This window comes from Taibaiella koreensis (assembly GCF_003545715.1).
In the GTDB taxonomy this organism is placed as follows: Bacteria; Bacteroidota; Bacteroidia; order Chitinophagales; family Chitinophagaceae; genus Taibaiella; species Taibaiella koreensis.
On the sequence record NZ_QVNU01000001.1, the window covers coordinates 392,332 to 404,723 of the forward strand.

At 50.1% G+C, this 12,392-nt stretch carries 9 protein-coding genes; 5 read left to right on the plus strand and 4 right to left on the minus strand.

Features of this window, described 5'->3' with window-relative positions; genetic code table 11:
* Positions 1 to 128 precede the first annotated feature (128 nt).
* From DZK30_RS01660 to porW, 3 genes are all read right to left on the minus strand, one after another.
* On the minus strand, positions 129 to 635 hold the full coding sequence (locus tag DZK30_RS01660) for a response regulator (protein WP_118972342.1): 507 nt from the start codon (positions 633 to 635) through the stop codon (positions 129 to 131).
* A 66-nt stretch (positions 636 to 701) separates the two neighbouring features.
* On the minus strand, positions 702 to 3,335 hold the full coding sequence (locus DZK30_RS01665) for a tetratricopeptide repeat protein (RefSeq protein WP_118972343.1): 2,634 nt from the start codon (positions 3,333 to 3,335) through the stop codon (positions 702 to 704).
* 122 nt (positions 3,336 to 3,457) lie between these two features.
* On the minus strand, positions 3,458 to 6,811 hold the full coding sequence (gene porW, locus DZK30_RS01670) for a type IX secretion system periplasmic lipoprotein PorW/SprE (protein ID WP_162902748.1): 3,354 nt from the start codon (positions 6,809 to 6,811) through the stop codon (positions 3,458 to 3,460).
* 333 nt (positions 6,812 to 7,144) lie between these two features.
* Between porW and DZK30_RS01675 the strand changes: the two genes are divergently transcribed.
* The 5 genes from DZK30_RS01675 (at position 7,145) to DZK30_RS01695 (ending at position 10,441) form a co-directional block, all read left to right on the plus strand.
* On the plus strand, positions 7,145 to 7,696 hold the full coding sequence (locus tag DZK30_RS01675; RefSeq protein ID WP_118972345.1) for a hypothetical protein: 552 nt from the start codon (positions 7,145 to 7,147) through the stop codon (positions 7,694 to 7,696).
* A gap of 84 nt (positions 7,697 to 7,780) precedes the next feature.
* Positions 7,781 to 8,821, plus strand: a complete 1,041-nt coding sequence (locus DZK30_RS01680; protein WP_118972346.1) for a hypothetical protein — start codon at positions 7,781 to 7,783, stop codon at positions 8,819 to 8,821.
* Positions 8,822 to 9,369: 548 nt separating this feature from the next.
* A complete protein-coding gene (locus DZK30_RS01685) occupies positions 9,370 to 9,549 on the plus strand; it encodes a hypothetical protein (protein ID WP_118972347.1) in 180 nt (59 codons plus the stop codon).
* Positions 9,550 to 9,868: 319 nt separating this feature from the next.
* Complete coding sequence (locus DZK30_RS01690; RefSeq protein WP_118972348.1) at positions 9,869 to 10,099, plus strand: class I lanthipeptide; 231 nt, start codon at positions 9,869 to 9,871, stop codon at positions 10,097 to 10,099.
* 129 nt (positions 10,100 to 10,228) lie between these two features.
* Positions 10,229 to 10,441, plus strand: a complete 213-nt coding sequence (locus DZK30_RS01695) for a hypothetical protein (protein WP_118972349.1) — start codon at positions 10,229 to 10,231, stop codon at positions 10,439 to 10,441.
* 136 nt (positions 10,442 to 10,577) lie between these two features.
* Here the strand turns inward: DZK30_RS01695 and DZK30_RS01700 are convergent, their stop codons facing one another.
* A complete protein-coding gene (locus DZK30_RS01700) occupies positions 10,578 to 12,176 on the minus strand; it encodes a T9SS type A sorting domain-containing protein (protein WP_162902749.1) in 1,599 nt (532 codons plus the stop codon).
* Positions 12,177 to 12,392 lie beyond the last annotated feature (216 nt).

Here is a 12,392-nt window from a genome sequence, read left to right on the forward strand (position 1 = left end):
GTTGGGTGTAAAATGAATGCCAATACAGATACAATTTCGTTTATTTATACCGGTACAGTTAAAGATAATTAAGAAAGCAAAAAGCTGCCCCTGGGGCAGCTTTTTGCTTTCTTAATTAATTTGTGTGTTTACATTTTGGGCTTGACTACCAGGAAGTAGATAGCGCCCAGGATAATTAAACCGATTACCACGCTCAGCATCGTAATGGTATTGCGGTAACCCTTGTTGATCGTCCGCATTTTGTGCAGCTCGCTGGCATTGTTGATCACATTTTCGATACGCGAGAAGGCGCTTTCGCCCTTTACCACATAATCATAGGCGCCGTATTTCATGGTGTCGATTGCCACATCGATTTTATCCTGTCCGGAAAGCACGATCACCTGGGTGCCGGGATGCTGGTCTTTCATCGCTTTCAGTATCTCCACACCATTCCTGGCCGTTGCGTTATGCGCGCTCAGGTGATAGTCGAGGATCGCGATCTCGGGGTTCAGGTGCATATTCTGCAACGCTTCTTCTCCATTGTCAAAGATCTTGATCTCATACAGGAAGCGCTCATTCAAGTAGTCTTTCAACATCTCGTTTTGAATGGGCTCGTCGTCAACAAGGAACAGGTAGCGTTTGGTCGTATTTGCCATAGAAAGAATAAGATTTTAGTATGGATGGCGAAAGATAATGATAGTTTTTGATTCGTCAAAGCCAACTTACACAATTACCTGGCCCAGCTCTTCGAATGCCTTGAGGCAAAGCTTTTCCAGCTGGGCAACAAGCTGCGGCAGGTTTTCCTGGTGAGCGGTCTGTCCGGCCGATTGCTCGATCAGGAAAATATTGCTGACTTCCTCCTTTACGCCCATGTAGGAAAGCTGGGGCTTCATCGAATGGGCGGCAACCTTCAGGCTCTCATAGTCCTGATCCTGCAGCGCCAGCCTTATCTTTTCCAATAGCTTCGGCCCGTTGTCGAGGAACATTCCGATATATTTCTTTTTCTTTTCGGGATTGCCGCCGGTAAACTGGTTGAGGAAGCTCATGTCGGTCACCTTATCGGGCAGGGCCTGCAGATTGCCTACGCCGGTAACGGTGGGTGTTTCGCCTGTTGCCGGATGATTTTTGTTGGCCATAACAGACGACATCTTCAGCAGCAGATCATCTGTCTGGAATGGTTTGCTGATGTAGGCATTCATGCCGGCATCCAGATAGCGCTGCACATCTTCCTGCAATACATTGGCTGTCATTGCGATGATGGGAATGTGCCGCTTGTCTTCGGGTAGTTCGTAGCGAATAGTACGGGTAGCATCCACGCCATTCATTACCGGCATCTGTATATCCATCAGTATCAGGTCGTACTCGTGGGTACGTACCTTGTCTACGGCGATAGCGCCGTTCTCTGCTACGGCAATCCGGATATCGGGCAGCAATTCCTTCAGGGTATCTTCCGCAACCAGCCGGTTGAATTCATTGTCTTCCACCAGGAGCAGCGACAGGTGCTTCAGCCGGTCGTATACCTCTTCCGATACCTGGCTGGGCTTGATGGTTGCCGTTTGTTCACTGGCTACCTGGAGCGTAATGGTAACGGTAAATACAGTGCCCTGGCCCTCTTCACTCTCCACCTCGATGCTTCCCTGCATCAGCTCTACCAACTGTTTGGATATGGTAAGGCCGAGGCCGGTGCCGCCAAACCTGCGGGCCGTATCGGTACCAGCCTGGGTAAAGCTTTCGAATATCTTATCGACGTACTCCCTGGAAATGCCGATGCCGGTATCGGCTATCCGGAATTGGATGGCTACTTCTTTTTCCCATTTTTGCGTGGCTTCACACTGCAGGGCGATATAACCTTTGTCTGTGAATTTTACGGCATTCCCGACGAGGTTGAGCAATATCTGGTTGAGACGGGTAGGGTCGCCGATCAGCCGGTCGGGTATCTTATCGTCTACCCTGATCCGGAGCTCAAGTCCTTTCTGCTCTGCCTTTAGCTGCATGATCTCCTGTATGCTTTGGATCATATCCCTGATGGAGAAGTCGATTTTCTCGATCACGATCTTACCGGCCTCGATCTTGGACAGATCCAGGATGTCGTTGATGATGACGAGCAGGTTGTCGGCCGACTGCCGTATCACATTCAGGTACTTGAGCTGTTCTGGACGGGGCTCTTTGTCTAGCAGCAGACGGGTAATGCCGACAATAGCATTCATGGGTGTACGGATCTCGTGGCTCATATTGGCCATGAATTGCTGCTTCAGCTCGGCTGTGCGCTCTGCTACCTCTTTTTCTTTTTTGGCTACTTCTATCTGGTTTTTGATCTGCAGGTTGCGTAGCTTATTGAGCGTGGCCTGCTGGAAGATCTCTTCCTTCAGCTTTTCATAGGCCTTCAGATGATAAAAAGCCTTGGGAATATTGCCCATCTTATCGTACAGGTCGCTGAGGAACTCGTGAATGCTCATCAGGTCGTGCCGGCGCAGCGAATCTTTGGCAAGATCGTAAGCATGCTCCAGGAATTCCAGCGCTTTCCTGAAATTGCCCTGGTGCAGGTACAGCCGGCCCTTGTAGAATTCGGCTACGATCTCTGCCTCGGGATTGTTGAGCTCCTTGGCCTGGACCAAGGCCCTGTCGAGGTATTTCTTCGCGTTGTCAAAGTCATTGAGCCGGTAGTAGACCTTGCCCACACCACTGTCGGCCAGTGAACGGCCCTGCGTATCTTCCTCCGTAAGCTCCTGGCATTTCTGGAAATACCTCAGGGCCTCGGCAAAATATTCCTTTTTAAAATAGATATCGCCCAGGGTATTGTATATGCTCACCAGGCGGCTGTTGTCGTCGTACTTTTCAAAGATCGGCTGGCATTTCAGCGCATATTCCAGTGCCGTATCGTAGTCGCCCAGGTCGTAATACAGGTTGGAGATATTGGTCAGGTTGATGGTCAGATTCAGCTCGTTGCCCAGTCGCTCGTTGATATCGAGCGCTGCTTCAAAATCCCTGAGTGCACTGTCGAGATCGCCCAGGTTGCGGTAAATACGGCCAAAATTGTTGAGCACTTTTGCTTCCAGGGTCTTGTCCTTGATCTCGCGGGCAATAATATAGGCCTCGGTAAGCTCATCGAGCCCATCTTCGTATTCCCCCATCAGCCAGTAGCAGGCGCCTTTATGATTCAGGCCGTTGCCGATGCCGGCGGCATAGTGGATTGCTTCGGAGCGTTCAATAATATCTTCAGCCATCAGCATCGCCTCTTCCGGGTTGTCGTTGCGCACTTCCAGCGTCATGTCCGTAAGCAGGTCGATCTTTTCCTTTTCGGTAGCAGCCTGGTTATATTTCTCTTTCAATTGCAGATAACGGGGTGTTTCCATCATGATGCTATGGTATAAAAAAAGCGGGTTGAAGATAAATAAAAAAAATCTTGCAGGGAACTCCTGCAAGATAGCCCGGAATAAAGCTGCCCACCATGCTGTTTTGCCGGCAAGGCAGCCTTATCCTATTTGTAGTTTTTGTTGTAGAATGCCTTGTAGACAGTATAATCTTTCTTGAGGAAAAGCCTGGGGAAATTATCGGCAGAGATCAGCAGCAGGTCATAGTCGGCCGGTTTGTATTCTCTGAAAAGGAGATTGACGCCCCGGATCTCACTTATGTATTTTTTGGCCGCTGCCGCATTGGGAAACTCTTTGCATACGATAAGCGCCCGGCCTGCATCGAGCGTCGACATGGTAACGGTGATATGCTCGTTGCCCTGTTTCATCAGGTTGTAGTCCGATAGACCGGAACGGAAGCCCGAGAACCGGGCATCCTGCTGGGCCGAGAAGATCACATAATGCGGCGTTCCCGGTTTATAGTCGTATTGCAGGCTGCCACCTGTGAGGCCGCTGGTATCCGGTTTGTTGCTGCTGCCGGGCTGGAGGTTGTTCATGCCGCCGGATTGCGGGTTTTTATGAATGTATTCCAGTACGGCATTGGCCCAGTTGGTAAGGGAGTCCAGCGGGTTGGCCGATACAAACTGTTTCAGCAGCGTATCTGCCTCGGGATAGTTGCCTGTGCCTGCGGTAGCGATGGCTTTCATCAGGTCAAATTTCTTGCGGAAGCTGCCCTGGTTCTTGTATTCGTCATCGGCCTCCTTCACCCTCCTTAATACATCGGTATATTGGCGCTGGATCAGCAGTCCGTACGTTTCGTCGTAGAAATTGGAAAGGTTTTCTTTGGGTAGGTTGCTGACATGTGCAAAAGGATCGGGCTCCTCCTGTGCAGCGCTGACGCCCTTAAGCAGCCTGGCCCATTCCGAATCCGGGAATTTGCTTTGCAGCTGGGCATTGTATTGGGCGGCCACAGAAGGCTGGTTCAGACGCAGGCTCATCAGGTAGCGGGTATACAGCACTTCGGCCTGGTGGTTGTGCGCCGGGAAGCGGCGATCAAGTGTATCGAAGGTTGCCGTAGCCTTGCCATAGTCCTCCAGGTAGGTATAGTAGGCTTTACCCAGGCCGAATAAGCCTTCTTTCACACGTTCGTTAGCCTTTTTGAGCGCTTCGGGACTATGTGGGATCGCTGCATAAAGACTATCCTCATCGGGCAGATTGCTGGTTTCCGATTCCTGCTGGCCATTGTCTTCGGAGGCAAAATCGCTGGAGGCGCTGCTCCGGCGCCAGTTATCTTTCAGCGTGCGATTGCCCCATTTTTGCTTGAAATCATTCTCCCCCTGCCGCATCAGGTTGGGGTTGGCAAAGTACCAGGCCTGGTTGCCCTGGTTGTTCATCATGTTGTTGCCGGCCATGGCTCCCGTATTGCCGTTGGCCGCACGGAAAGCGCTGTCCCGCATTTTGCGTTCCAGGTCGCGGATATAATCGCGGATCACGTTGCGCTGTTCTTTTTCGCTCATAGCCGCCAGGCGTATCAGGCTATCCTGTTCTTTTACTTCGGTGCCGGGTATCGCTACGCGATCCAGCGCCGCAGCCCTTTGCCGGGCCAGGCTGTATACCGGGTCCTGGGCCGGGGTGAGGAACATCGACGCGCTGTCGTAGGAGCGCTTGGCATTGTTGTAGTCGCTACGGGCATAGTATTCGTCGCCCAGGGCCGCATAGGACAAGCCCTTTTGCTTTTTATTGCTCTGGCCTATCCTCGCGCTTTTACGGAAATGTTCCAATGCTTTATCGTTCTGCTTGTTTTTTTGCGCCGCCTTGCCCATGGCATAGTAGATCTGGTCGTAATAGGGTCGGAACTTTTCGTCGGAAGCCATTTTGTCCAGCATATCGGCAGTATTCATAGTATTACTTCCGTAGTTGATGCTGTTGGAGACGATATTTTTACGGGCATAGAATTCCATTTCCAGGTCGGGCTTCAGCTGCAGCACCTCTTTGAAATATTGGTCCGATTCGATATAGTGCAGCTGCTGCTGCATGATCTGCCCATTGAGATAATTGGCGCGCAGGCGCAACCACCTTGGCAATTCCTTGTCTGCCGATACTATAGCGAGATGCTGAGAGGCCCCGGCGATATCGCTACGGTTGAGGTCTATAAACGCTTGCTCCAGGGCTAGTTTGCCTTTGAGCCGTTCGGGGAATAGCGCATCGTTACGCAGCATGTCGAGCAGGGTCTGGGCCTGCCCCTCCTTGCCCGCCTGGGTGAGGGTACGTGAAAGCCAGAGCATGGCATCGTTCTTGGCTGGCTTGTGCTCCAGCGCTCCGGCCAGGCCTGTTTTTTCCGGTTCGCTATAGTTGGTGGGTTTGTTTTTGTCCTGCTTGGTTGTTCCCTTTCTTTTGGCTTCTTCTTTTTTTGCGATCTCGGCCTGGCTTACGACCTGCTTGAATGCAGCGCCGGCGTTCTGATAATCGCCCTTATAGTAATAGGCTTGTCCTACAAGCAGGTAGAGATCGTCCTGCCATTTGGCGCGCGGATCATGGATCTGTATGCCCACTGAGGCCTTGCGGATAATGGTATCCATATCCGACAATAGCTTGGTCGAATCCCTGTCGGGGTTGAACGGAAAGAGTGCAATGAGGCTGTCGAAGTTGTCGGTATGCGATCGGACCATATTGCCGATGGCCTCTTCCATCTTCTTGTTGGCGTTAAAGTAATAGTTATACCGCGTGAAAGTATTCTGAACCACCTTTCGCGGTAGGGTCCATTTCTTTTTCCGCATGTCCTCATTGGTATACTTGTCCTGCTTTTTCTTGATCTTGATTTCCAGGGCAAGCTTTTTCTTGTCTTCCTTGGTCTTTTCTTTTTCTTCCGCTTTCTGTTTTCGCAGCGCAGTCCTGGCCTCCCGTACTTTTGAAAGGCTGTCGGCCCTGGCTGCCCTTACTGCTTTAAGGCTGTCCAGCTGCTGCGTTCGTACGGCTTTAGCTGAGGCCATAGCCGTTTTCAAGCTATCGCTAAATGCTTTCCTGATCGCTGTGAGGCTATCGGTCCGTGTTTTGGTAATGGTTCTTAGACTATCCGAGGTATGCTTCCGGGCAGCTATTTGTGCCGCTTTCCTGGTTTCGCGGGCATTGGTGACGCTATCTTTATAGTGTTTACTTTCCTTATAAACCCGCAGCGCCGTCAGGCTGTCGCTTATCCGTTTCCGCTCAAGCTTTACCCGTTCCAGCTCCCGCTGCTGTGCTTGCCGTATGCTGTCGTTGTGAAGCCGTACGCTATCGCTATGCTGGCGGCGATAGTTCATAATGCTATCCGCTATTCTTTTGCGTTCTGCGATCTGCGCCTCCGATGTGGCTTTTTGTGCCTCTTTTTGCTGAGTTACACGTTTGAGCCGGGCATTTTCGACACTGTCCTGGTAGTGTTTGCTTTGCCGGTAATTGCGAATGAAGTTCAGGCTGTCGCTCCGCTGTTTACGGACAGCTTGCATGCTATCCGTTTGTCTCTTTTGCGCAGCTTTAAGGCTGTCGGCCCTGGATTGGGAGAAGGCCGGCAGGTGACTTACCAATATTATTAATAATACAAATAACCCTGATAAAAAATTAATAACCCGTTTCAAATTTCCTTTCCTTTAAGCACGATATTACAATGAATAACTGATTTTTGGCTAAAATATTATTTGTGAGGATAAAAAAGAAACCTGTCAGAAAAATGTACCAACGGGTCAGAAATCGGCTCTCAAAAAAAAAATTTTCCAAACTATTGCAAGTCCGAAAAATTTTTATGTATTTTGGTAGCGATTTCGTAAAAATAGCATTTAACTATGAACAAAAAATTATTATTTGTGTCTGCGCTTGTAGCGGGCATGTTCCTGGGAAACCAAACCACTGCACAGGCACAAGATAGCGATGAAATGGTCCCCGTTTATCGCTGGTTCAGCCAAGTTGATAGAAATTACGTGACAGTGGCCGAAGGTGAATACCAGGAAGGCCAGTTGCTCAATTGGAAATACAATAACAAGACGCTTGTCTTTTACGCATACAGGGAACCCGGGCCAAACCGCATTGCCGTTTATCGCTGGTTCAACCCCACTACTAAAGATATTATCAGTGTCGCCGAAGATGAGTATACCGACGACCAGCTGCTGAAAATGGGCTATAAAGAAAAGCACATCCAGTTCTATGCGCCCATCCGTCGCGGAGACAACCGTGTTGCGGTATACCGTTGGTATGTGCCTAAGACCCGCGACTGGGTTACTGTGCCCGAAGAAGGTGATACCGATGCCTATTATAAAAAAGGATATCGCCGGAAGACTTTCCAGTTCTACGGTATCAAGCGTAGCACCGACGAAAGCTTGTACAACCAGGACCTGTAGGCTATCATTACGATATTTTTAAAGAAAAGGAGCGTCATAAGTGATGCTCCTTTCTTATTTTCATACCGGCGATGTGCCCATGTTATGGCAGAAGATGTAAAAATATCCCGCAAAAAGCCGGTCTATCCTATCAATGACCCTTTGTATAAATACCTGAAGCACTATCAGCGTGAGGCCAGGTTGCCTGTTTCTTATACGGACCTGCGCCAGTTCAGGGAGGCTGTTCCGCTCATGGATAAAAAAGGCAAGGATACCCTATGGGAATGCCCCATTTATCCCCCTAGCGAGATCGAAAGGCTGCACAGCGGCCTGAAGAAGGTCTACGCCATGCTGAAAGCATCGGGCAACCTGCGCATTGTCGAGCATAAGTATATCGACCGCATCGATTTTTGCACCTTTGGCAATACGCATCCGTTCAGGGTGCGGATCGTCAACCGGCTCAATGATGTGTACGATTATTTTTACATCAAGGTCGGCGACGCTTCGCGTATCTATGGTATGGAAGTGGAGCACCTGCTGTCGCCCAACCAGCTCAATTACCTGGTCGATAACACAACATTGGTGGAAGAGCATATCCCGGGTATTCCCGGCGATCTCTTTGTGAAAAATTATCTCGGGCATCCGGAATACAATCCCAAGCGTATCGCAAAAGAGTTTGTCAAGTTTAATGAACGTTGCTTTATCACGCTCCTGGGTGATATGAGGGCCTATAACTTCGTGATGCAGATCACGCCCGATTTCGATGATTTCCAGTTCCGCATCCGCTGTATCGACTTTGATCAGCAATTCTATGAAGGCAATAAAAAAGTATATCTGCCGCAGTTTTTCAAGGAGAATTACCCCTTTGTGAAGCTGGGGATCGACCATCTTACCGAAAAGACCTTTATCCAATACCAGCAGGAAGAATCATCTTCTATTGTACACCGGCTGCGCAGCGAACGGCATCGCATTACCGACCTGAGAGATGTATTGCAGCAGGACCAGGTATCCCCGCCTGAAAAGATCGCCGAGTTGCGCCAGGGCCTGGCTGAGCACTATGCAGATCCGCACTATCTCCGTTGCCGCAATATGGGCGATATTCTCGAGTTGAACCTGAAGCGGGTGATCCGCCAGGTAAAACTATGAATGTTCCAACCCGCTGCAGCAATGCATCCTGCGGGAATAATCAGGATCCGGTAACGGCGCAGGGCAGAAGATATCATCGCCTCTTTTTTAAATTAAAAAATCTGAGTATTCCGGATATAGGAAACAAAAGCGGTCCTTGAGCGTGTCGAAAGGACAAAGATGGTGCTTCGACAAGCTCAGCAACCGTTATTTAGGAGCAAATTGTGTCCTGCTTCCTATATCCGGATAGTCATTTTAAAAAACATGCCCTGTTTTTTTAGCCCTGCGCCTTCCCCTGGCGTATGCCCGGGCTATCTTTGTGTAACAAATGAGGCCCCGTTATTACATATAAAAATTGCCGCCGCAACAATACCTGTTGGTTCGACCACAACCATAAAAGGCAGTCCCACCATGATGCCTTTGTCTTCCATCGAACAGCACTATTGCCGGTCAAGGGTGTGGCCACACCCGGGCAATTTTCTCTTATCCGGTGAAGCCCGGATTGTGGGAGTATTGTTCCCGGTGAACTTTGTCGCCCTTTGCTTGTTTTACAGGTAAAGCCAGACTTTATGAACAAGCTATTGTACACCACCATCCTGATGGCTTCTGTTGCACTTTATTCCTGTGAAGGTAAAGAGGGCAATCCCGAGGGTAGTTCAATGAGTGCTACCGATACGCAAAGCTCGGTACCGGTACAGCCGCCTATAGCAGATACGAATCCTGTTCCACCGGATTCAACCGCCCGGTAAGCCTCCAGGGATTTTTATTGTTCTTTTTTGCTTCCGGTATTGTCGCCGGGAAGCATTGTCGTTAAAACCGGCCGGCCGGTATAATCGTTGCCGCCCTTGGTAGAAAAAGAATAAAAGTATTAGTATACAAGACTATTTTTGAATAGAATAAGTTTAATGGAAGACGATGTGGGCTCACCACGTTTCTTTCGCAACCATGTTTTGTGGGGGCCTTTCCAGGCTCCCTTTCCTCTTTTTTTACGGCTATACGAGCTGCTCCGACTGCATGATTGCTGCAGTGACATTTTTTAATTTTGAGAGTACATTTTAAACCGAACATATGAAAAGGAGACATTTGCCCCTTACGAAAAAACTGCTGTTGAGCAAGCAGCAGATCAGCCCGCTGGAAGATAACGCGCAACTCGGGCTTGCTGGCGGAGCCGGCCCTACTGCCGATCCTTCGGCCTGTATCACCGCGCCCTATACCACGCCAATCTGCTGCAATGCCTCGGTTGTGGCTAAGAATACGCATTGCTGTCCGTTCACCTATCCGGAATGCTATCCCGGCTGATCGTTTTTTTTGAATGCTATTGTCCGCTGCGGTCTGTTGCGACAGCGATTTGTCTAAAGCACAATGGCAGTACCTGACGCAATCCTGTAAACATTCCTATCTTTGAGTAGAAGCAAAACACCACTACTTATGAACAAGAAACGGATGGGATCAAAGAAACCGCGCCTGATCCTGCAGAAGCAAAACATTACAGCGCTGGGTATAAACACCGACAGTCAGCGCAGGGTATTCGGTGGTGAAGAATCCGGCGGATCCGGCGGTAACACCACGGTGGATACCCATTGGCCGACACTCAACAAAGCAAAAGACAATACGGTTTGTACACACTGGCCCACAAACTAAGGGCTCAAACAAGTCCCACAGGTAAGCTTTGTGGTGGATAAGGCATCGGGAGCATTCCCCGTGTATATCCTTTTGAAGCTTTAATACAGAACGCCCGGCGCTGACCGGGCGTTCTGCTGTATAGAAGGGTGGGGGTCTAAAAAGATTTCTTTACAAAGCTCAGGGTTTGTATTCCCGTGCCTGTGCTGACGCGAAGCCCATAAACGCCTGCTGCCAGCTGACTTACCGGTATCGTGGTGCGGCTGCCTGTAAGCTTAGCGGCATAAACCGATTGTCCCGAAGCGCTGATGATAGCAATGTCGCCTTGTAAGGAGGAGCCGGCATTGCTGCAGCTGAGGATCAGCAGGTCGCTGGCAGGATTGGGATACAGCGATAACGATAGTTGTCCGCCTTTTGTTCCGGAAATACCGTTGGCGCCGGCGGAGCGGAAACGCGTCAGCAGGAAGCCGCCTTTGCGATCCTCGTCGCTGAAAGCGCCTGCAGTTAGCAGCTTGCCATCCGGCTGTGCCAGCAGGGTGTGGGCATAATTGTTCTGGAAAATATGGGTGGTCATTTTGCCATTGGGGGCAAAGCTATTGTCGGTGCTGCCATCGGCATTGAATGCCGAGATGCTGATATCGGTTGTATAGTCGGCAACCGTTACCGATGAGCAGGTATATAGTTTGCCATCGCGCCATACCAGACCTTCTCCCGCAGGATGCTGGGGGTGTACAATCTTTCCGTTTTGTCCGAAAGTGGGATCGGGTGTGCCGTTGGCGAGATAGCGCGCCATGCCCAGCCGGGATCCGGCAGCGCCTGCCACACATATTTTACCATCCGGCGATAAGATTACCCTGTACGCGACGTCGACGATTTCGAGTGCGTAGTCCGTAGTCAATCGTGTGCTTACCGAACCTTGCGTACCAAACGAAATATCCGGTGTACCATCGGTATTGATCCTTGCCAGGGCAAAGCTCATATCTTCTGCTGATGGCAGGTTGGCGCTTCCGGTAGCGCCTGCCAGTATTATTCTGTTGTCGCTTTGTATGGCCATATCCCACAGCGCCGCATTTTTGCCGTTTTCTATGGTGTATTGCCCCAGCCCGGAAGTGCCGAAACTATTATCGTAAGTACCATCGGTATGAAGCCGGACCAGATACATTTTAGCCTCTGCAACAGCGACGCCGGTACCACCGGCAACGATCTTGCCATCGGGTTGAACAGCAATGGTTGCAAGCTCTTTGTTGGAGAAATAAGTATCCAGCACATCAAGCCCGTGAATGCCATTAGTGCCGAAACTATTGTCCAGTGCACCGTTGGGAAGAAGCCTGGCGATAAAAGGCTTGGAAATAATTTCGGCAGATGGCGGATTGCCATACTCATGGATAATGGTTTCGTCACCGGCGATCACGATCTTGCCGTCGGCCTGAAGGCTTAATGCCTGTGCGCTATTCTTGTTGCCGGTCTCGATCCGTACACTGCCATTAACACCAAAGCTGTTGTCTGGCTGGCCATTGGGCAGGAAGCGGCTGATGAGGGAGTGGTAAGTATAGGGGACGTTGCCCTTTGTATATTCAACACCGACGACCAGTAGCTTGCCGTCCGGTTGACGGATCATGTTATAGGCTTCCTGGCCCCAGCTGGTGTTTTGGGTAGTAGCGGCGCCATTGTCGCCAAAGCCGGAGTCAAGCGAAAGTGATTGTGCGGTGGTCAGTACGGGAATAGAAAGCAGTAGCAGCAGGAGTTTGTATTTCATAGAGGAGGATGGGATTTTTGAGTCGAAAATTGTAGTACTTAATAGAGAGACGGGCATTCCGGTGCGGTTCTTAGAAGTAAAGCTGAAAATTTATTTGCCGGTGTGTAGCGGGACTTGGCGCGACATTGGACCACGTCTGTAGAGGAGATATTAAGAAACCAAATGAAACGCCGCATCCTGGCGTAAACACATCGTAGCTTGCATTACATCGACTGA

Bases quoted from the DNA above. Each gene is read 5' to 3' on its own strand.
- DZK30_RS01660 (WP_118972342.1), bottom strand. From the start codon at position 635: ATGGCAAATACGACCAAACGCTACCTGTTCCTTGTTGACGACGAGCCC.
- DZK30_RS01665 (WP_118972343.1), bottom strand. From the start codon at position 3,335: ATGATGGAAACACCCCGTTATCTGCAATTGAAAGAGAAATATAACCAG.
- porW (WP_162902748.1), bottom strand. From the start codon at position 6,811: ATGCAAGCTGTCCGTAAACAGCGGAGCGACAGCCTGAACTTCATTCGC.
- DZK30_RS01675 (WP_118972345.1), top strand. From the start codon at position 7,145: ATGAACAAAAAATTATTATTTGTGTCTGCGCTTGTAGCGGGCATGTTC.
- DZK30_RS01680 (WP_118972346.1), top strand. From the start codon at position 7,781: ATGGCAGAAGATGTAAAAATATCCCGCAAAAAGCCGGTCTATCCTATC.
- DZK30_RS01685 (WP_118972347.1), top strand. From the start codon at position 9,370: ATGAACAAGCTATTGTACACCACCATCCTGATGGCTTCTGTTGCACTT.
- DZK30_RS01690 (WP_118972348.1), top strand. From the start codon at position 9,869: ATGAAAAGGAGACATTTGCCCCTTACGAAAAAACTGCTGTTGAGCAAG.
- DZK30_RS01695 (WP_118972349.1), top strand. From the start codon at position 10,229: ATGAACAAGAAACGGATGGGATCAAAGAAACCGCGCCTGATCCTGCAG.
- DZK30_RS01700 (WP_162902749.1), bottom strand. From the start codon at position 12,176: ATGAAATACAAACTCCTGCTGCTACTGCTTTCTATTCCCGTACTGACC.